The sequence below is a fragment of the Iodobacter arcticus genome (assembly GCF_042664895.1).
GTDB classification, from domain to species: Bacteria; Pseudomonadota; Gammaproteobacteria; order Burkholderiales; family Chitinibacteraceae; genus Iodobacter; species Iodobacter arcticus.
Genome location: NZ_JBHTBQ010000027.1, coordinates 102,963 through 123,241 on the forward strand (window position 1 = coordinate 102,963; position 20,279 = coordinate 123,241).

At 49.6% G+C, this 20,279-nt stretch carries 21 protein-coding genes; 11 read left to right on the forward strand and 10 right to left on the reverse strand.

The genetic code is table 11. The features are described from left to right. Window positions 1–89: 89 nt before the first annotated feature. Window positions 90–557 (reverse strand): DUF4124 domain-containing protein, encoded by a 468-nt coding sequence (locus ACFQNF_RS13250; RefSeq protein ID WP_380188424.1) that lies wholly within the window; start codon window positions 555–557, stop codon window positions 90–92. Window positions 558–1,020: 463 nt separating this feature from the next. Here ACFQNF_RS13250 and ACFQNF_RS13255 point away from each other — a divergent pair, with 463 nt between their 5' ends. From ACFQNF_RS13255 to ACFQNF_RS13280, 6 genes are all read left to right on the forward strand, one after another. Further along, window positions 1,021–2,010 (forward strand): sugar ABC transporter substrate-binding protein, encoded by a 990-nt coding sequence (locus tag ACFQNF_RS13255; protein ID WP_380188425.1) that lies wholly within the window; start codon window positions 1,021–1,023, stop codon window positions 2,008–2,010. Between the two features lie 78 nt (window positions 2,011–2,088). Then, a complete protein-coding gene (locus tag ACFQNF_RS13260; RefSeq protein WP_380188426.1) occupies window positions 2,089–3,048 on the forward strand; it encodes an ABC transporter permease in 960 nt (319 codons plus the stop codon). Then, a complete protein-coding gene (locus tag ACFQNF_RS13265) occupies window positions 3,048–3,848 on the forward strand; it encodes an ATP-binding cassette domain-containing protein (RefSeq protein WP_380188427.1) in 801 nt (266 codons plus the stop codon). Before ACFQNF_RS13260 ends, ACFQNF_RS13265 begins: the two co-directional genes overlap by 1 nt. Window positions 3,849–4,158: 310 nt before the next feature. Further along, complete coding sequence (locus ACFQNF_RS13270; RefSeq protein WP_380188428.1) at window positions 4,159–4,614, forward strand: RbsD/FucU family protein; 456 nt, start codon at window positions 4,159–4,161, stop codon at window positions 4,612–4,614. Beyond that, a complete protein-coding gene (locus ACFQNF_RS13275) occupies window positions 4,595–5,821 on the forward strand; it encodes an ROK family protein (protein WP_380188429.1) in 1,227 nt (408 codons plus the stop codon). The genes ACFQNF_RS13270 and ACFQNF_RS13275 overlap by 20 nt, the downstream gene beginning before the upstream one ends. Before the next feature lie 280 nt (window positions 5,822–6,101). Then, window positions 6,102–7,022 carry a carbohydrate kinase family protein gene (locus ACFQNF_RS13280; RefSeq protein ID WP_380188430.1) on the forward strand — a complete coding sequence of 307 codons (921 nt, stop codon included), beginning with the start codon at window positions 6,102–6,104 and terminating at the stop codon, window positions 7,020–7,022. Between the two features lie 16 nt (window positions 7,023–7,038). Here the strand turns inward: ACFQNF_RS13280 and ACFQNF_RS13285 are convergent, their stop codons facing one another. Genes ACFQNF_RS13285 through ACFQNF_RS13295 form a run of 3 tightly spaced genes read right to left on the reverse strand, consistent with a single transcriptional unit; the run spans window position 7,039 to window position 8,512 of the window. Beyond that, on the reverse strand, window positions 7,039–7,647 hold the full coding sequence (locus ACFQNF_RS13285; RefSeq protein WP_380188431.1) for a hypothetical protein: 609 nt from the start codon (window positions 7,645–7,647) through the stop codon (window positions 7,039–7,041). 15 nt (window positions 7,648–7,662) lie between these two features. Then, window positions 7,663–8,112 carry an LEA/WHy family protein gene (locus ACFQNF_RS13290; protein ID WP_380188432.1) on the reverse strand — a complete coding sequence of 150 codons (450 nt, stop codon included), beginning with the start codon at window positions 8,110–8,112 and terminating at the stop codon, window positions 7,663–7,665. Beyond that, window positions 8,105–8,512, reverse strand: a complete 408-nt coding sequence (locus tag ACFQNF_RS13295) for an acyl-CoA thioesterase (RefSeq protein ID WP_046353430.1) — start codon at window positions 8,510–8,512, stop codon at window positions 8,105–8,107. The genes ACFQNF_RS13290 and ACFQNF_RS13295 overlap by 8 nt, the downstream gene beginning before the upstream one ends. Before the next feature lie 75 nt (window positions 8,513–8,587). Between ACFQNF_RS13295 and ACFQNF_RS13300 the strand changes: the two genes are divergently transcribed. Together ACFQNF_RS13300 and mutY are read left to right on the forward strand one after the other, a co-directional pair. Continuing rightward, window positions 8,588–10,927: an AsmA family protein gene (locus tag ACFQNF_RS13300; protein ID WP_380188433.1), complete on the forward strand. Its 2,340-nt coding sequence runs from the start codon at window positions 8,588–8,590 to the stop codon at window positions 10,925–10,927. Next, on the forward strand, window positions 10,924–11,955 hold the full coding sequence (mutY, locus tag ACFQNF_RS13305; RefSeq protein ID WP_380188434.1) for an A/G-specific adenine glycosylase: 1,032 nt from the start codon (window positions 10,924–10,926) through the stop codon (window positions 11,953–11,955). Before ACFQNF_RS13300 ends, mutY begins: the two co-directional genes overlap by 4 nt. Before the next feature lie 292 nt (window positions 11,956–12,247). Here the strand turns inward: mutY and rarD are convergent, their stop codons facing one another. Beyond that, window positions 12,248–13,156 carry an EamA family transporter RarD gene (rarD, locus tag ACFQNF_RS13310; protein WP_380188435.1) on the reverse strand — a complete coding sequence of 303 codons (909 nt, stop codon included), beginning with the start codon at window positions 13,154–13,156 and terminating at the stop codon, window positions 12,248–12,250. Between the two features lie 763 nt (window positions 13,157–13,919). Between rarD and ACFQNF_RS13315 the strand changes: the two genes are divergently transcribed. The 3 genes from ACFQNF_RS13315 (at window position 13,920) to ACFQNF_RS13325 (ending at window position 16,513) form a co-directional block, all read left to right on the forward strand. Next, window positions 13,920–15,821, forward strand: a complete 1,902-nt coding sequence (locus tag ACFQNF_RS13315) for a B12-binding domain-containing radical SAM protein (RefSeq protein ID WP_380188436.1) — start codon at window positions 13,920–13,922, stop codon at window positions 15,819–15,821. Between the two features lie 190 nt (window positions 15,822–16,011). Beyond that, entirely contained in the window at window positions 16,012–16,269 is a 258-nt protein-coding gene (locus ACFQNF_RS13320) for a type II toxin-antitoxin system Phd/YefM family antitoxin (protein ID WP_380188437.1), read from the forward strand. After that, entirely contained in the window at window positions 16,259–16,513 is a 255-nt protein-coding gene (locus ACFQNF_RS13325; protein ID WP_380188438.1) for a Txe/YoeB family addiction module toxin, read from the forward strand. The genes ACFQNF_RS13320 and ACFQNF_RS13325 overlap by 11 nt, the downstream gene beginning before the upstream one ends. A gap of 75 nt (window positions 16,514–16,588) precedes the next feature. Here the strand turns inward: ACFQNF_RS13325 and ACFQNF_RS13330 are convergent, their stop codons facing one another. The 5 genes from ACFQNF_RS13330 to ACFQNF_RS13350 all read right to left on the reverse strand — a co-directional run bounded on the left by ACFQNF_RS13330 (window position 16,589) and on the right by ACFQNF_RS13350 (window position 20,026). Beyond that, a complete protein-coding gene (locus ACFQNF_RS13330; RefSeq protein ID WP_380188439.1) occupies window positions 16,589–16,864 on the reverse strand; it encodes a type II toxin-antitoxin system RelE/ParE family toxin in 276 nt (91 codons plus the stop codon). A 5-nt stretch (window positions 16,865–16,869) separates the two neighbouring features. Next, window positions 16,870–17,091: a TA system antitoxin ParD family protein gene (locus ACFQNF_RS13335; protein WP_380188440.1), complete on the reverse strand. Its 222-nt coding sequence runs from the start codon at window positions 17,089–17,091 to the stop codon at window positions 16,870–16,872. Window positions 17,092–17,460: 369 nt separating this feature from the next. Continuing rightward, complete coding sequence (locus tag ACFQNF_RS13340; RefSeq protein WP_380188441.1) at window positions 17,461–18,123, reverse strand: hypothetical protein; 663 nt, start codon at window positions 18,121–18,123, stop codon at window positions 17,461–17,463. A 53-nt stretch (window positions 18,124–18,176) separates the two neighbouring features. Next, complete coding sequence (locus ACFQNF_RS13345) at window positions 18,177–18,869, reverse strand: transmembrane-type terpene cyclase (RefSeq protein ID WP_380188442.1); 693 nt, start codon at window positions 18,867–18,869, stop codon at window positions 18,177–18,179. Continuing rightward, complete coding sequence (locus ACFQNF_RS13350; RefSeq protein ID WP_380188443.1) at window positions 18,866–20,026, reverse strand: oxygenase MpaB family protein; 1,161 nt, start codon at window positions 20,024–20,026, stop codon at window positions 18,866–18,868. The genes ACFQNF_RS13345 and ACFQNF_RS13350 overlap by 4 nt, the downstream gene beginning before the upstream one ends. Window positions 20,027–20,279 lie beyond the last annotated feature (253 nt).

Genomic DNA, 20,279 nt, shown 5'->3' on the forward strand with positions numbered 1-20,279 from the left:
CATGATCCTGGCGAGCTCTGTTGACGTTGATTTGCGCTAAGCCAAACAACATCAACAAAGCTCAGGGCATCACATAGGTATAGCTAGATTTATTTTGCTTGCGAGGCGTTTTTCTTCTCTAGCACAGGAAAACCCGCTTTATTCAACGTTGCGCTCCAAATCAGCTTATCCCAAGGGCTAAGCACTTTTTTGCCCATCACCAGCACAGGGGTACGAACAGAAAGGCTGCCAACCAGATTAATAAACTCAATCATCTGTGGCTCTGAACGGCTGGGGTTTTTTAGCTCGTAATTAATTTTACGGCTATCGAGCAGCTCTACCGCATCGCTACAAGGCTTGCCACATTCTGGTGCAACATACAGCACCATAGCGGCCTGATCTTGCGGCTGGCTAGCTGCGCTGCTTTGCACGCGAATATGCCTTTCCCGTACATTTTGACCCGGCGCAGGCTGATCTGAATAAAACACCCGGCCATCTGCATCTCGCCATTGATAAACCTTGGCAGCAAAAGCGGGCGTAGCAAGTAAGCAAACCCATAATAAAAGTGAAATTTTCATACATAAACCTTAAAAACAAATCGCTCATCCATAAGCAGGACATTATAGCCGTCAGCCTTGCTGCCCCATTAGTTCAATCCCCCTGCAAACGATCCATTGCCCTTTATTCTTAGGCATAAATAATGATCGGCTTACTCCGCTTAGCTAAATAAACCACAGTATTCTGCCGTTTATCTGGCCTATACGAAAAAATATTATCCCTCGTTTTTCTACTAGGTTATTGCATGCCTCTAGCCGCTAAAGCCGCGCGCGGCCTCAGTTTCTCTATTATTTCAATCTGATTAATTGCTAAGCAATACACAATTAAACAACTGTTTTATAAGGGTTTTCCTATAAATAAACCCTATTGATTTATTAAAAACCCGAGCTTAGTATCGATTAAATCAAACCGAGTGATTTATCAAAAACGCCGATTTGATGGGGTAACCCTCAGGCCAGACTGCCTATTCTTTGGAGAAGAGAAATGCTGCAAACCCGTATCTGTATTGCCCTTGCCTTTATCGCCGCACCCGTTTTTGCCAGCGAGCCAGTCATTGGCCTGATTACTAAAACTGAAACCAATCCTTTCTTTGTAAAAATGAAAGAGGGAGCCACTGCCGAGGCAAAAGCCAAAGGTGCAAAGTTGCTTTCTGCCTCGGGCAAGGCCGATGGCGATAATGCAGGCCAAGTCACCGCCATTGAAAACATGATTGCTGCTGGGGCCAAAACCATTCTGATTACCCCGAGTGATTCCAAAGCGATTGTGCCCACCATAAAAAAAGCCCGCGAAAAAGGCGTGCTGATTATTGCGCTTGATAGCCCAACCGACCCAGCAAACGCTACCGATGCGCTCTTTGCAACCGATAACTTTAAAGCGGGTGTATTGATCGGTGAATATGCCAAGGCCACGTTTGCGGGCAAACCAGCCAAAATCGCCACACTCGATTTACTGCCCGGCCACCCCGTCGGTGCGCAACGCCACAATGGCTTTTTACAAGGCTTTGGCTTGCAATCCTTTGACGCCAAAAACAATGAATTAGCCAAGCCCGCCGGTGTGGTTTGTATGGCAGACAGCTTTGGCGATCAGGCCAAAGGCCAGACCGCCATGGAAAACTGCCTGCAAAAAAATCCGGATATCAATCTGGTTTACACCATTAACGAGCCAGCCGCCGCCGGTGCATTTAATGCACTGAAAAAAGCCGGTAAAGAAAAAGGCGTACTGATTGTTTCGGTAGATGGTGGTTGCCAAGGGATTAAAGATCTTAAAAACGGCAAGCTCGCCGCTACCTCGCAGCAGTACCCGCTAAAAATGGCCGCAATGGGCGTAGCTGCGGGTGTTGAATACGCAAAAACCGGCAAAAAACCATCGGGCTATACCGATACCGGTGTCACCCTGATCGCCAATAAAGCGGTTGCTGGCGTAGATAGCAAAGACAGTAAAACCGGCATGGATATGTGCTGGGGCAATAAGTAAACAGCCATCTGCAGGCATACAGGCCCAGCAATAGCTGATCGGTATGCCTGCCGCACTTCAAACATATAGAGGTTATCTATGCCGAGCTGGAAAGATCACATCCCGTCTATCGGTACTCTAGGGCCATTTTTGGCTCTGCTGCTGGCTTGCGGTTTTTTCTCGTTTCAAAGCGAGCAGTTTTTAACCGGCGCGAATTTTTCGCTAATTTTGCAGCAAATTATGGTGGTGGGGCTGATTGCAATTGGCCAGACACTGATTATTTTAACTGCCGGCATCGATCTATCCTGTGGCATGGTGATGGCGCTTGGCGGCGTGGTGATGACCAAAGTGGCGAATGATTATGGCTTACACCCTATTGTTGCCATTTCAATCGGTCTTGCCGTGACCGCAGGCTTTGGATTACTGAATGGCCTGCTCGTTACCCGTATTAAATTGCCGCCTTTTATTGTGACACTCGGCACCATGAATATCGCTTTTGCCATTACCCAGCTTTATTCAGGCTCACAAACCATTACCGATTTACCCGTCGCCATGACCTTTTTTGGCAACACTTTTGGCATCGGCCAAACCCAAGTCGCCTATGGCACCGTGCTGATGCTGGCCTGCTATGCACTCAGCTGGATCTGGTTAAGGGAAACCGCACAAGGCCGCCATATTTATGCCGTGGGTAATAACCCGGAAGCCACTCGCCTCACCGGCATTGCCACCCACCGCGTCATCCTGATGGTGTATGTGCTGGCAGGGCTGTGCTACGGCGTGGCATCGGTGCTTTCGGTAGCGCGTACTGGCGTGGGCGACCCCAACGCCGGGCAAACAGAAAACCTTGATGCCATCACCGCCGTGGTGCTTGGTGGCACCAGCTTGTTTGGTGGGCGTGGCGTGATTATTGGCTCTTTAATTGGCGCAATGATTGTGGGTGTATTCCGTAATGGCCTCACGCTGATGGGCGTGTCGTCGGTTTACCAAATTTTAATTACCGGCATTTTGGTTATTCTGGCTGTGGCCACCGATCAATTGTCCCGCAAAGGAGGCCGCTAATGAGCCAGAACACAGAACGCCCCCCTTTGGTAATTGAAGCCAAAGGCCTCGTCAAACACTATGGACAAGTCGTCGCCCTGGATGGCGCTGATTTTGAGCTGCGCGCCGGAGAAATTCTGGCCGTGATTGGCGACAATGGCGCGGGTAAATCCTCCCTAATCAAAGCCCTATCTGGCGCTACCACGCCAGATAGTGGCGAAATTTTGCTCGATGGCCAAAGCGTCTGCTTTAAAAGCCCCATCGAAGCGCGCCGTGCCGGCATCGAAACCGTTTACCAAGACTTAGCCGTGGCCCCCGCCATGACCATTGCCGAAAACTTATTTATGGGCCGCGAAATCCGCCGCGCAGGCTTTCTAGGCAGCCTTGGTTTTCTGGATAAAAAACGCATGCTTAAAGACAGCATTGACTATATGCAAGCGCTAAAAATCGGCATTCGCTCGATGACGCAAGCCGTAGAAACGCTCTCTGGTGGCCAGCGCCAGGGCGTTGCCGTCGCCCGTGCCGCAGCCTTTGCCCGCCACGTAGTGATCATGGACGAACCCACCGCAGCGCTGGGTGTAAAAGAAGGCAATATGGTGCTAGAACTCATCCGCAATGTGCGCGACCGCGGCCTGCCGGTGGTTTTAATCAGCCACAATATGCCGCATGTCTTTGAAATAGCCGACCGCATCCACGTCGCCCGCTTAGGCCGCCGCGCCGCCATCCTCAACCCCAAAGCCATCACCATGAGCGACGCCGTAGCGGTGATGACGGGTGCCATGAAGCCCGAAGATATACCGGCAGAGTGGCTAGCGAATTAGGCACAAGATAAGAATAAATAACGAGGGAAACAAGCAGTTGCAGCCGTGTGTATTCAGCAGATTGGGTTTGCTTAGAAGCGGTGCGCAATAAAAACAACTTGCACACCCTATAAAACCTAGCCGCGCCGGTGTTTGAGCTTATAGGGTGCAAAACGCCAGAGGCGTTACGCACCGTGGCAAAAGCCGCAGAATTGTAAAAACAATATGCAAGAAAAGCGTTTGCACACCCTATGAAATACAGCAAACACGGTGGGTTTCACCCGCCCTACGCAAGCTCAGCCCCCAGCCAGAAAACCCCAAGGAGAACACGATGCTTAAAGGAATAGACCCACTCCTCACACCAGAATTACTCAAGGTACTGGCTGAAATGGGCCACGGTAACGAGATTGTGATTGCCGATGCCAACTTTACAGCGGCCTCGCTGGCAGCGGGCAAGCCCCTGATCCACCTTTCTGGCGTCGGTATTGCCCGTACGGTAAAAGCGGTGATGAGCTTACTGCCCCTTGATCAAGATGTCAGCCAGCCGATTGCCTTTATGCAAGTCAGCCATCAACCCACCGGATGGTGCAGCGCACTACAAAAGCATGTGATTAGCGAGCTATACGATGACGGCCATGCACAAGAAAGCCAATGCGAAGCGATAGAGCGATTTGCTTTCTATGAACGCGTGAAGCAAGCTTACGCGATTGTGCTAACGGGCGAATTGCAGCCTTACGGCAATTTCATACTTAAAAAAGGAGTGATTTGTGAGCCTCTCGCCGGATAAAGCATCCGCCGCAGCCAGTAATCTCAAGCCAAGGGGCTCGTCTCAAGGCGGCATGCGCCAGTACAACGAACGTGTTGTGCTGCAAGCGATTCGGCTCAATGGCCGCCTGCCGGGGGCAGAGATTGCCAGGCTTACCCGCTTAACTGCGCAATCGATCTCGCTGATTACCAAGCGGCTGCTCGAAGACGAATTACTTATCAAAGAAACCCCACTGCGCGGCAAAGTAGGCCAGCCCTCGGTGCCACTAGCGCTCAACCCCGATGGCGCGTTTGCCATCGGCGTAAAAGTAGGCCGCCGCAGCTTAGATATCTTACTGGTAGATTTTACCTGCACGGTGCGTGAACGCTGGAATCTAAGCTATAGCTTTGCTGATCCCGAACAAATTCTGACGCATCTTGCCGATTGCCTAGTCAAAATCAAAGCCAAGCTCAGCCCTCATTTGTGGGAGCGCGTGCAGGGTATAGGCATTGCAGCACCACTGCATATCGGCGGCTGGCAGCAGCTACTAGGGCTGGATGCAGACGTTGTCGCCCGCTGGGAGCGTTTTCAGCTCAAGACAGAAATCGCCGCCCTCACCGGCCTGCCGGTGCAATCGATTAAAGACACCACCGCCGCCTGCGTAGCCGAGCTAGTGGCTGGGCGCGGACGCGATGTGCGTAATTTTATCTATGTATTTGTCGATACTTTTATCGGCGGCGGCTTGGTGCTAGACAGCCATTTACATATCGGCAAACACGGCAATGCGGGTGCTTTAGGGTCATTATCGCTAGGAATAACAGGCAGCGCGAACAGCCCACAACTACTGAATGTGGCCTCGCTCTACAAACTGGAAAGCCGCTTTATCGCGGCGGGGTTGGATGGCAGAGCCACCAGTGATGAGCGCGCCGCCAGCGCTGCCTATTGGCCGCATACCCAAGCTTGGATAGCCGAAACCGCCCCGCCCATTGCCTTTGCCATGCTGAACAGCAGCTGCCTACTGGATTTAGAAGGCGTAATTTTAGACGGCTGCTTTTGTAGCGCCGTCAAAGAAGCACTGATTCAAGCCGTGGTCACTTCCATGCAAGATTTCAACTGGGAAGGCGTCGTGCCGCCGCAAGTTTTGGCAGGCACGATAGGATCTGACGCTCGCGCCTTAGGAGGCGCACTGCTGCCGCTCTACGCCAACTTTGCCCCTGACCGCGATTTGTTTTTAAAACTAGATGGCTAACTCAAGATTACGGAACAAAACCCACATCTTGAACCACGGAGAACACAGAGGGCACGGAGTTTCACAGAGAAAAACGAGACTTCATGTCATGAAAAAAGTGATTTTATAGGGTGTGCAAACGCATTTCTTGCGCACCGCCTTAATAGCTTAACCAAAATTTTGAACCACAGAGAACACAAAGAAAAACTAGATCTAAATTAAGCTATTTGCTTCAGATTATAAATATGATCAAACCTAGCTCCACTCAACACACTATTTCTAATGATTACAAGGCCTCTGCATGCCCTCCTCCGCCCCTCACACTTTCCCTATTTTTATAGCCGCTGGCGAAGCGCTCACCGATATGATTCGCCTTGATGGCGAAAACTGGGTCAGTAAAGTGGGTGGCTCAACGTGGAATGTAGCGCGCGTGCTGGCAAGCTTTGGCCTGCCTAGTGCTTTTGCTGGCGCAATCAGCAAAGATTGTTTTGGCGAGGATCTGTATCAGGCATCGCTCGCAGCTGGGCTGGATTTACGTTTTTTACAGCAGCGGGATAAAGCACCGCTAATGGCCATAGTGCCATCCGCCAAGCCGCCACAATACTTTTTTGTGGGCAACGATTCGGCCGATTTATATTTTGACCCGCAAACCTTGCCCTCCGGCTGGCAAAACAATGTGCGCTGGGTGCATTTTGGCGGGATCAGCCTTGCTCGCCAGCCTTTAGCCACCAAGCTAGTTACTCTGGCAAAAAACTTAAAAACCCAAGGGGTAAAGATTAGCTACGATCCTAATCACAGAATTCTGATGGATGAGCAATACGATGACACTTTCAGAACAATGAGCGAGCTGGCCGATGTAATTAAGGTGTCTGACGAAGATCTCGTCAGATTATTTCGTAGCAATGATCTTGATCACGCGTTTACAACACTCAGAAGCTGGAATCCACAAGCGCATATTTTGTATACCAGAGGCGCCAATGGTGCATCTTTGTTTACCACTAATGACATCGTTACTGCAGACGCTATTCAGGTGCAGGTAGCAGATAGTGTTGGCGCAGGAGATGCATCGATAGGCGGGCTAATTTATAGCCTGATAAGCTGGCCGGAGCGCGAAACCCGCGAGCATCTCTTTTTTGCAATCGCCAGCGGTGCCGCCGCCTGCATGCACCACGGTGCCACACCGCCCAGCTTAGACACAATCAACAGCCTCTACACACGCTAACCCCACCATCAATCATTTAATGCCCGGCAGGCTCTTCATGCTTAGCCGCTGGTTTAGCAGTGCTTTCTGCAGGTTTGGCAGGAGTACTGCTGTTTTGCTTCATACATTCTTTCCACGCCGCACTGCCCTTACCGCCTCCCGCTGGCAGCACACAATCACCACCGCCAAACTTCACATAGCCGCCGCCAGCTGGCTTAATATCTGCCCCCGCTTTGGGCGCTTCACCATGCGCAGCAGGAGCAGCGTGCTCGCTGCTGCTACCCGCTTTAGCCCCGCTACGACGCTCTAAATCTTCGACTTTAACTTCGAGCTCTTCTGCTTCAATTTTCTTTTCTTTTACTTCTTTTTTTAATTCATTAATTTTTGTTTCCAACTCTTTGCGCGTCTCAATGGTTTCTTCAAAAGAAACCTTCAAACGCGCAATTTGCTCGATATATTGCGTTCTTTCAAAATTACGCTTAGTCATGCCAATTGCAATACCAATAATAAGCACTAAAAGAAAGCCAATAAAACCACCCCCTATAATCAGCTTCAGGCGGTTTTTCTCCAAAAAAGAAGGGCTGGGAGAGCCATCAACCTCATGTCCTTCATGTGGGTTTGCCGGTGCTGCAGCATGATCACTCATTGTTTTGTTTCCAGATTAAGGTAAGTTTACTTCTCCCTGACGCTCAAAGCTTACACCATCAGGACGTAATGGTAGAAACAGTTTACCTTTAATACGATAGGCGATTGGCTTGCCACTTGCTTGCAGAGCATTAAATTGTTGGATAAAAGTGTTCAAAGAGGTGGTGACATTCAGCTTCACCACAACCGAGCCTAGCTTAGGTAAAGTGACCGCATCACTAGAAACGCCATCCGCAAAAGGCTTGCCATTTACATCAAGGCTGAGCTGCACACCATTAATCACCACAGAAATATCATTAGGGTTGGTCACTCGCAAATTCAGCACAAAACGCTGCTCTAGTAAGCCAATTTCAGCCACACTCAAGCCTGCAAGGCTGACGGTAGGCTTTTCAAACTGGCTGGGAAAACTAGCGCAGCCTGTCAGTAGCGCAAGCAGTAATAAGCCGCTGTGCAATCTTTTAAACATTCATCATCTCTTGCAAACGACGGCCCAATTCACCATCAAGCGGCATAGCACCGGGCGTATTTGCATGAATAACCGCAATGGTTACATCTGCTTCGGCCACCAATTTATCATTATCTACCCGCACAATACGCTGATGAATAATCCCTTCTTTTTCGCTTAAATGAACCATACGTGTTTCTATTCTCAGCACATCACCCATCGTGGCCGGGCGCTTATAACGAATATCAATCCGGCTAATCACTAAAGCCAGCTTTTCCTGAGTAAACCACTCTAAACCACCACTTTCATCAACTAATGCCCAGCGAGCTTCTTCTAAAAACTCTAAATAGCGTGCGTTATTAACATGACCATATAAATCCAAATGATAGCCGCGAACCTTGATTTCTGTGGCTTGAGCCATGTTTTTCTCCCGTGTGTGAAAATTTTTAGCAATCTTAACTTTGAAATTAATCCATGTCTTCGGGATAATCCCCGCATGCATCGTCCTACTATAGATTGGCGACACTCTCGCCCCTTCCGAATTTGCCTGCTTTTGCTCGTCATGCTTGTGACGCTGCTTGGCACCTTGCCGTATTTTATCTCTTTTGACCTGATCAAAAGTGAGCTATCCGGCATGCTGGAAAAAGACACCAAGCGGCAACTCACCATACGCGGTGACGCTCGCTTTGTCTTGCTGCCCCAGCCTGCATTACTTTTAGATAATGTCACGCTGACTGAGCCTGGCGAAGCCACTATTTTCTCGCATGCCGATCGGGTTCGTGTAGAGCTAAGCCTTTGGCCTTTGCTCATCGGTAAAGGAAAAATCAAAGCGCTGGATTTTGAAAAGCCAGAGCTGAATGTGATTCGCCGTGAAGATGGCACTTATAATTTTGAAGATTTACTTACACCTAAAGCACAGACTAAAGAGCTGAGTTTCTCGCTCGATACCGTTCATTTTACCGAAGCCGCATTTAAACTTTCTGATGAGTTTTTAGGCGAAAGCCTGCGGATATCACGCCTCAACCTCACCATGAAAAACCTATCCGACCCTAAGGCCGGGCGCTTAGATTTAGATGGTATGTTGCTAATTGGTGACAGCAATCGGCCAGTGCAATGGCAAGGCAGCTTAAATGCCACTGCTGCCATGCGTTACCACGAGGCGGACAATCGCTTACTATTTGCTGACTTAATGCTTGAGCTAGAACAAAAAGGGGGCAGCTCACCAGAGCTGCGCCTGCAAGATGTAAAAGTCAGCGCCGTGGGCAATTTGGTTTATGGCTGGCAACCGCTGCGCTTTAATGGCGGTGAGCTTAAATTAAGCGCATCCGGCCAACGTGCCGGACAAAACTGGAAGGGTGAGCTGGATGTGCCGGAAATCATTATTGCTAAAGACGCGCTTAATCTTAATCGCCTGAAATTAAATGTAGATATGCAAAGCCCAAGCGGGCAACTGAGTGCTAAAGCCACTATTCCTAAGCTGGCAGGCTTGGCGCAAGGCTTGCTGCGCACAGAGACGGCCAGCTTTGAAGTCAAATTAAATAGTCCAGAGCAAAACTTGGCCCTGTCTTTTGCCAGCCCATTAGAATTACTCAATGGCAGTATCGCAAGATTGCCTGCCTATCGCCTGATCGGTAGCTACACCAACCGTAATCTGCCGCGCGGCGCAATCGGGCTAGATCTAAACGGCGCAGGTACGCTTAATTTACAAGCAGAATCGCTCAGCCTTAATAGCCAAGGGCAGCTGGATAAATCGCCGGTTAAAGCGCAAATCGAAGTCAAAGACTTTGTTCGCCCCCATTACGCTGTAGACGTTGATTTAAACAAACTCGATTTATCGCCTTACTTGCCCGTCGTAGCAGCAGGGGCAAAAACAGTGAATCCCGATAAGCCTTTTGATTTTTGGTGGCTGAATAATCTGGATGCCAGCGGCAAGCTTAAGATTGGCGAGCTGGCGATGCAAAAATTGCATATCAATGATATCTCTCTGGAATTTGCAGCAAAAAACCGCAAACTTAATTTAAACCCTTTGGCTGCAAACCTTTATGAAGGCCAGCTCACAGGTAGCTTAGAAGTCGACGCCAGCAAGAAAAGCGCTTCTTTCCGCGTACAGCAAAAGCTCGCCAATATGAATATCAATGCCCTGCTCGCCGATGCCATCGACACCAGCCGTTTTGAAGGCCGTGGCCATTTGGATTTAGACGTGTCTGCCGTGGGCAATCAGCTCAGCGATTTGCGCCGCACTGCGGGTGGCAATGTGCGGCTCTTATTAAATCAGGGCGCAGTGCGGGGTATCGACTTAGAAGCGCTGCTACGCACAGCCAGCCGCCAAATCAGTTTAATGAACGGCGAAGCACGACCTTCGCTTAATCTGGAAGCCAAAACCAGCTTTAGCGAATTACGCTCTACCCTTGTGCTAAAACACGGCGTTGCCAGCAATAACGATTTATCGGTTACGGCCGGTATTCTAAAGCTCAATGGCGGTGGCACACTCGACTTAAACAGCAATGCCATCAATTACAGTATGAGCGCCAGTGCGAACCCCAAAGTGCCTGAGCTAAAAGGCTTATCAGGGTTAACGCTGCCTATCCAACTTTCTGGCGCGCTAAATGCCCCCGAATACCATATCGATTACGCCAGCTTAAAAGAGCAAATTTTACTGAAGCAAAAAGCCGCCTCTGAAACACAAGCGGCAGAAGCCGCAGCCAAGCGAAAAGCACTGGCACAAGCAGCAACCCAGAAAGCAGCTAAAGCGGCTGCGGATAAAAAAGCAGCGGATGCCGCAGCAAAAAAAACCAATAAATCCACACCTAAAAAGACAGAAAAGCCCAATAAATGAGCGATTTTTCCCAGCGTTTAATCGCTTGGCAGGCCGTGCACGGCCGCCACAATCTACCTTGGCAAGTGTCTGACCCTTACCGCGTTTGGCTGAGCGAAATTATGCTGCAGCAAACTCAGGTCGCCACCGTCATCCCCTATTACCAGCAATTTTTAGAACGCTTTCCGGATGTCGCCAGCCTAGCAGCGGCCAGCTCGGACGATGTACTCGCCAGATGGAGCGGCCTTGGCTACTACAGCCGCGCCCGCAATCTTCATAAAGCCGCGCAAATGGTAATGGAGCGCTTTGAAGGCCAGTTTCCCTGTACGCCGGCCCTGCTCGCCGAGCTACCCGGCGTGGGGCCATCGACGGCAGCAGCCATTGCCGCCTTCAGCTTTGGCGCACAAGCCGCCATTTTGGATGGCAATGTAAAACGCGTACTGGCACGCTGGGCTGGCATCAGCGGCTATCCGGGCACCAAAGCAGTTGAAAGAGAGCTATGGCAGCTAGCGACAAATCTGCTGCCCGATAGCGGTATTGAGCGCTACACCCAAAGCCTGATGGATTTGGGCGCCACCATTTGCACGCCCAAAAAGCCAGCCTGCATCGTCTGCCCAGTGCAGGCAGATTGCCTTGCCCGCCAGCAAGGCCGCCAAGCCGAGCTACCCACGCCTAAGCCGAAAAAAATATCGCCTGAGCGGCAAACTGTGCTGATGATGGTAGAGCGTAGCGGCAAGATCCTGCTCGAGCGTCGCCCACCTAGCGGTATTTGGGGAGGTCTGTGGAGCCTGCCGGAAGCCACCTCCACGCTGGACGCCAGCAACGCCTGTCAGCAGCGCTTTGGCCTTAATGTAGAGTTTGATAGCGCGGGGGAAGACTTCGTCCACGTCTTCACTCATTTCCGCCTCACTATCACCCCACTGCCGGGCAGCGTCACCAGCCAAACCGCCATCACCCACGAAGATCATCTGGGCTGGTTTAGTAAAGCAGAAGCGCTGGAATTAGGCCTGCCAACGCCGGTGAGAAAGCTGTTGATGAAGGGAAGGTAGGGCAGCTTAGCGTGGGCACAAAAACGTGCCCGCGCTGAGCATTGTACTTCTCCCCCCTTTGAAAAAGGGGGGTTAGGGGGGATTTGGCACGGCATATCATTAGAAAAAGGCAGCAAACAAAGCTAATTCAAATCCCCCTCAATCCCCCTTTAACAAAGGGGGAAGCTGCAGCTGAAGCACCACCTAAAGTTGTGTAGATACTTATGCACGCTAAGGCCATCGTAGGGCGGGTGCAACCCACATATTTTCAACATGGCTCGCGGATTGCACCCGCCCTACAAATGACGCAATATCACGCCGCTTGATCAGCCAAGCGGGTCGACTTCCAATAGCTCATCAAACCCGCTGCAGAATAAATAATCAGCGCGGCCCAGATCAGTGAAAAGCCAATCATACGATCCGTGCCAAAAGGCTCTTGATACAGCCATACCCCCAACAATAATTGCAAGCTAGGGCCGATATATTGGATGACGCCCACGGTAGCCAGCTTCAGCGTTCTGGCACCTGAGGCAAACATCAACAACGGTAGGGCCGTCACAACACCTGCGCCCATTAATAAAAGATCGGTATTAAAACTGATATTGCCTAGTGCGCCCTGCCCCTGTGAGTGAAACCAAAGCAAAGCCGCCAATGCAAAGGGGGTCATTAAGAAAGTTTCTAATGCTAACCCCTCTAAAGAAGGCAAGCTGGCTCTTTTACGCAGCAAACCATACACGCCAAAACTCAAACCCAAGCACAGCGCAATCCACGGCAACGTGCCTGCGGCAATGGTAATCCACAGCACGCCTATCGCAGCAAGGCCTACGGCAAAGCTTTGCGAGCGGCTAAGCTGTTCACCCAAAAACAATCTGCCTAGCAAAACATTAATCAACGGATTAATAAAATAACCCAAGCTGGCATCCACCACTCTGTTCTCGTTCACCGCCCAGATATACAACAACCAATTCACCGACAATAGAAAAGAAGACAGCGCAAATACACCCAGCACGCGGGGATTTTTAATACTTGGTAGCAGCCAGCTCCAGTTCTTTTGCAGCATCAAAATCACCGCCACAAAAACCCCAGACCACACAATACGGTGCGAGATAATCTGCAAGGCATCAATGCCATGCAAAGATTTCCAATAAAGCGGAAACAAGCCCCAAATAATAAAGGCCAGCACAGTAAACAAAACACCGCGTGAAGTATTGGGAGTAGACATAGAAAAACCAGAGAAAAGAGCCAGAACTGCAGCAAAGAGCTACTTTAATAGATATAGGATTGCTTACTCAAGAATAATTGCGCAACAAACTGTAGCTTTAAAGATTTAAAACCTAAGATCTGCAGACACAAAGATCAATGAGAACACAGAGCACACAGAGAAAACCTAAGGCAAGCTTGAGTCCTGTTTGTCTGCGCCCCTTCATACCCCACAATCTAGCCAGATGTCATGGTGCTACCCGCACAATGGCAAGTATTGAATCATCGTAGGGCGGGTGCAACCCGCGTACTTTTCAGCTTTGCTCGCGGCGTGCACCCGCCCTGCGAGTAACATTTCACTTGAGTTGATAGGATTAATGCGTGCCCCTTGCCTGGAAGACCCACACAGAATAAATACGCCACCCATAGTTTTAATGCCGTTCACTTAAGGTATTGGTTTTGCTTCCCCCTTAGAAAAAGGGGGCTGAGGGGGCCCGAGGGGGATTTGCCTTGAGTTTTTTGCTTATTTTAAGCCCAACATCAACTGCAAATCCCCCTAGCCCCCCTTTACAAAGGGGGGAACTCAAACAAAACCGCTTAAGTGAACGGCATTACACCCATAGTTTGGTTTTCTCTGTGTTCTCCGTGATCTTTATTAGCTCTGTGTCTACAGATCTTTTTGCCCTTAGTAATCCACATCGATGACGAGCCGCTGGCGGGTTACAATGGCGGGTTGTGGCGGCCCCCTATTCTGGCTGCCGTTTTACCCCTATCTGGATCTTGTTATGCTAACGCCCCGCGTGCTGTCTGTTATCCCGCCGATGACTCAGCTCAATACTCCCTACCCTTCCACCGCCTATATCACCGGTTTTTTACGCTCAAGAAATATCGATGCGGTGCAGGAAGACTTAGCGCTGGCGCTGGTACTCAAGTTGTTTTCTAAGGCAGGCCTGCTGGCTGTTAAAGCCTGTATTGACGCCTTGCCCGAGCATCAACGCACTTTTCAGGTGCAGGCATTTGTTGACCAGTTTGATCTCTACCTTGCCACCATCAGCCCCGCCATTGCCTTTTTGCAAGGCAAGGATTCCACCGTGGGCCACCGTATTTGCTCGCGGCAGTTTCTGCCCGAGGGTTCGCGTTTTGAATCGCTAGATGTGTATGTGGACGACGAAGGTGGAGACCCTCTGGCATGGGCCTTTGGCGCGCTGGGCATGCAAGATAGAGCACGGCATTTAGCGACGCTTTATCTAAACGATATTTCAGATGTGCTGCGCGATGCGGTCGACCCGCGTTTTGAATTTGTGCGCTATGCAGAATCGCTCGCATCCAGCCAACCGAGCTTTGATCCGCTGGCGCAAGCCTTGGACGCGCCGCTGAATTTGGTCGATACCACGCTGCTGGAACTTACGCTGGCATCGATTAAAAAGCACGCCCCTACCATTGTTTTGGTGTCTGTGCCCTTCCCCGGCGCGGTATACGCGGCATTCAGAATTGCCCAGGCGATTAAGGCACATGATCCAAGCATCGTGCTGGCGCTGGGTGGTGGCTTTGTGAATACCGAGCTGCGCGAGATGTCTGACCCGCGCGTATTTGATTATTTTGATTATGTAACGCTAGATGATGGCGAACGACCACTGTTGGCGCTGCTCGATCATCTAGCAGGCAAACGAAGCCAGCAGCGCCTGGTGCGCACCTTTGTCAGAAACGATGGGGCAGTCAAATATATTAACTTTGTAGAGCCAGATATCGCCTTTGCCGAAGTCGGAACCCCAACGTGGGATGGCTTGCCAATTGATCGTTACTTATCTCTCCTAGATATGCTGAACCCCATGCACAGGCTGTGGTCAGATGGGCGCTGGAATAAGCTGACGGTGGCGCATGGTTGCTACTGGAAAAAATGCAGCTTTTGCGATGTCAGCCTCGACTATATATCCCGCTACGACGGCGCATCGGCGGCTACCCTCGTCGATCGTATCGAAGAAATTATTGCTGAAACCGGCCAGACCGGCTTTCACTTTGTTGACGAAGCTGCCCCGCCTAAAGCACTGAAAACACTGGCGGCAGAATTACAAAAGCGCAATTTGGCGATTTCTTGGTGGGGCAATATCCGCTTTGAAAAATCATTCAGCGCCGAGCTGTGCCAATCGCTTGCCGATAGCGGCTGTATCGCCATCTCTGGCGGGCTGGAAGTCGCCTCAGATCGATTGCTGACGCTGATGAAAAAAGGCGTTTCCATCGATCAAGTCGCCCGAGTCACCCGCTCGTTTACCGACGCCGGTATTCTGGTGCACGCTTACCTGATGTATGGCTTCCCCACGCAAACCGTGCAAGATACCGTCGATGCGCTGGAATACGTGCGTCAGCTGTTTGCTGAGGGCTGCATCCAATCCGGCTTCTTCCACCGCTTTGCCTGCACCGTGCACTCGCCAGTGGGCCAAAACCCGGAAGAATACGGCATCACCCTGCTGCCGCTACCCGAAGTGACATTCGCTAAAAATGATGTGGGATTTATCGACCCAACCGGGGTCGACCACGACGCCCTTGGCGTAGCGCTGAATAAAGCGCTGTACAACTATATGCACGGCATTGGTCTGGACGATGATGTACGGGTATGGTTCAGCGGAAAAGTGCCACGCACCACCGTGCCGAGAAATAAGATTGCAAGGGCGTTGGCGGGGAAAGGCTAGGCACATGCACGTGTAGGCGTCAATCAAGCTTCTAAGCGGTAAACCTTGCTTAGAAGCTTATTGCGCCGGATATTGCACACCACATCGGCGCATATTCCTTTAAAAAACAATATGTTCACCTTGCACTGATTTTACTTCTGCGCCATGATGTACTATCTTTTGTACATAGATAGCAAGCTCAGGAAACATCATGCACGCCCTCACCTACAGCTACACCCGCCAACATCTCGCTGACGTCATGCGCCAAGTCAACGATGACCGCAGCCCCGTTGTTGTGACTACACAGCGCGGCAAACCTGTGGTGATCATGGCACTGGAAGACTACGAAGCCATGGAAGAAACCGCCTATCTAGCACGCAGCCCCGCCAATGCTCAGCGTCTCAACGAATCCATTACACGGATTCGGTCAGGAATCAGCCAAGAGCGGAATCTGCTTGATGCAGATTAGGTGGGATGAAGCCACATGGGATGATTATCTGTACTGGCAAAGCACGGATAAAGCGATACTCAAACGAATTAACCTACTGATCAAAGAAACCCAACGCCAACCCTTTGCGGGTATAGGCAAACCAGAGCCGCTAAAACACCAATACAGCGGCTTTTGGTCACGCCGCATCACTGACGAGCATCGGCTGGTTTATTGCATACACAATGAAGCTTTGGTGATTGCGCAGTGCCGTTATCATTACTAATTAACGCCACCACAGACGCAATCCCCAGACATGCAACAAGCCAGCACTCGCAGGCTTCTGTAATCACATGATCTCTTAGCTATTTAAGCGCTTTAAATCGCGGTAATAGTTTTCATGCGTCCCCAAGGCCAGAAGCAATAAATCCTCCCCACTTACGCTGTAGGACAAGAGCGTTTCTTGGCGGTTTATTTTAAATTTATACACAAACACACCCAGTAAATCGCCCTTCTTCGCCTCCCCCACACTAGGGTCGGCCACAATAGCCCGCACAGCATCGTCCAAGCTGGCTTTCTCTTGAGCGTGTAATTTTTTAGCGACTTTATCAAACGTCAGGGCCGTGCGAATACGCATCCTTACTAAACCCCGAATTGATATTCAGCAGTCTGCCCAGCTTCAGCTTGCGCTTTGCCAAGCAATGTTTCTTGAATAAACGGTAGCGGCAAATCAGGGTTTTCTTCCACCATCTTGCCCAAGCGCGCCCAATACTCAATCTGCTTAGGCACAGAGCGATGCATAACTATGGCATGCGCCCGCGCCAAATCGACCAGTTCATCCGATAACTTCAATGCAATGGACATGTCACTACTCCTATGTAGATTGGTCTTATAATGGCGCAAAAAGAAACCTTTTGCAACCCATCACAAGCATTTGCTCTTGCCTTAAAGTCAAAAAGCCAGCATCGGCTGGCTTTTTGACTAGATTTTTGTAGAGCTATGAGCGAAAAACTAGAAACAATGGGAGCTGGTCTTTTTTGATTCAAAATGAAAGACCTGAAACTAAGGGTGAAAACATAACAAAAAAGCTGCTTTTCATAGGGTGTGCAAGTCGTTTTTCTTGTGCACCGCTTTCTGCGCTCCGACTGCGTCGTTGTACACCCTATAAAAAAACCGATTCACTATTAATGATTAAATCAAGCCTGGCCTCTTTAATTCAAGTCATAAAACCATTCATAAACCAACTAATTGCCTCATGATTTTCCTAGCTTGCATTTGAATCACCCCAACAAAACCAAGTTGTTCTTGATAGATTAATAGCCGTTCATTTGCAAAAGACTGCAAAACTTCTTGCTGCAAGTGCAGATCATTACCCACGCGTAAAAGATTTAATTTTGCCTGATTCACTGCTTGACTCATCAATCCGTGACTTCTCCCATAGTCATATATAGCTTGTTGAAGCTCAGGAAAATAAAGGCCCGCAATAACTTCTAGCCGAGGCAGAGGGGATTGGCTGATATTATTTCTATTGTCATAAAGTCTGGTATTACAATCTAATTCCTGCCAAGCCTGTACTTCATGAACAGCGTGCAAAAGCTCCTCTAATTTGATACGACGTAAAGTTTTCTGCTCACGAGTTGCCCAATCAGCATGAGCCACACTAGCTTTTACTTCTTCAGCAACAACAGTGGTTGCCTTTACTTGAGTTAATAAAAAATCAAAGTCAGATTTAGTAGCCAATGCTTCACCACGTTTTTTCGCATAAGACCCAAAATAAGAACCTGTAAAACCAACAACTAGAGCTATTGCTGCCATCGATAAATAGACTGGCCACAGTGCGTAAAATTGCTCTCTCAAAAGTTGATTGGCCAGCTCACGAAGAAGAGCTTCTGACATTTTAAATCCCCTCCTAATCCGTCAAACTACTAATGGCCTTACTCCACTCATCCCTACCTCTTCCTCACCCCCAACAAATACCCACAATACCCCAAGTCCAATAATGTCGAGGCCACAGCTAGGGTTAAGATAAAGTAATCATGAGGGTAATGCAGATACATAAATACAGAAACCAAGCCCGTCCCCAAAGTACGCGTCCAAGCAATCGCCCATGCATAGCCAATGGTGGAGGGTTGTTGTACCAATAGAATTAAGCAAAGCAGGCTGATAATAAATTGGCAGATATAGGCAGAGCGTGCGCCGATAGGCGTTTCAATACCGGAAAGCGCCATGCTCCAATACAGCAAAATAAAGAAAACCACGCTGCCCCACACAATCGGCTGGTAATAGCGCTTAAACAGGGGCGTAGTAAATTGGCCTAGCCCTAGCTTTAATACTTGCCAAAAAATAAACAAATCAAAAAACAGCCACGCCCGGTAGGTCCAGACTAAAAATAAACCCATATCGGTGCGCAATATAACGCCCCATACAAATTCCCAAGCTAAATTACTTGCTGCGGCAATCACCGCCATTTCAACGCATTGATGCCGTTTGGCCTGTAATAAAATTAATATATAAGCCACTACCCACAGCAGGCAACCAAGGGCAAATAAAGTGAGCTGTACGGGGGTATATAAGCTGCCGTCTACACTCACGGTATTGAGCCAGGCATCGGGATTATTGATGCCGCTTGCAACTAAAATCACACCTCACTCCTTTGGTATTCCTGCGGGGCAGTAGCAGGTGCGCGCAATTGATCGGGGATCTGAAACGCGCGTCCCGGATAAGGGCCTGCCCAGTGCTTTTGCAATGCTTCCATAAAAAACTCGCCATACTCCCGCATAAAGCTCTCAGCAGTGTGCGAGCTATTGGCTAAACGGCTTTTCAAGCGAAAAATAAAGCGCAGTAAATCTAGCACCCAACCCCAGGCTTGCTTTTTTTGCAAACCAAGAAAATGCGCATTGCGACGCCCTAGCAGTTTTGTCATCAGCTCAGGCACAAGCCCCGCCGCCAGATCCGGTAAATTAGCCTGTAAAAAAGCAATATGGGCTTGAGTGAGCAAATGCCCGGCATCGGATGAACCAAAATTACGCCGTTCCAGCGCTTTCCATACTTCTCTGGCCTGGCTAGCGTTAACAGGCATGGCATCCGGATTAATCCCCAGCGCCCGGCCGATCACTCTCCATAAATAAAGCTGATCGTCTTCCTGCTTTTGGCTGACTTTTACACCCAATACCCGCATGCCTTCAAGCGCCTGAAAAGAGAATGCCAGCATCGTGCCGATTAATTCTTCCTGATTAATTGGCATACCCCAATCTGCGTGCCAGCTATCTTGCGAGTCTCTTTGTTTGGAACGGGCAAAATGCCGGATGGCCGCGTGCATCAGGCGTACTTTCCGGATAGTAAGCAGGCCTTTCCCTTGAGGGCTAAGGCTACCCGGCTCGGCCACATTCAGAATAAAGCGCAGTGTTTCCGAGGCCCTGCGCTCAAAATGCCCACTCAGCTGGCCAGTAGCCGCCAATAGCTGCGCTCCGCCTACGCGGCCAGCATAGAGCACAGGCAACGAGCGGCACATCAGGCTAATACCAAAGGGGATTCCGTAAGCCGTAAAAAAGGATTGAGCGCGCTCCAGACGGGCAAAATCTACCTCGTCAGACAAGCTGGCAGTGGCTTCTAAATAAGCCAGTAACTTAGGCGGGGTATCATCCGGCCAAGCTTTGTCTACATCAAGTTGAGCTAAAATCTGATTCGTCTTGCTGATGTTGCCAGCAAGGATAAGATCGCGCATACACTGATCAGCCAGCGGATCTGCGCTCATCTTCAGCTGGTCGAGTGTTGCATCAGACCAGATTGGGGCATTCATTCTTGACATCACAATTTTATTCTTATTCCTGCATCATAAATATTCATTAATAATGTAAGCAATCTACGCGGGCACAGGCCAATTTAGCCACTGCGGCCAAGCAAGCCTCAAAGAGATTGAAACATTAAGCTAAACTGAGCAAAATAATGCCATACGCATTTATAACGACCCAATCGTCATTTTAGCGCAAATAATTACTGTTTTGTTATTTTATGTTTATTTTATAGAAAGTTTTTAATCATAAAAAGAAAAC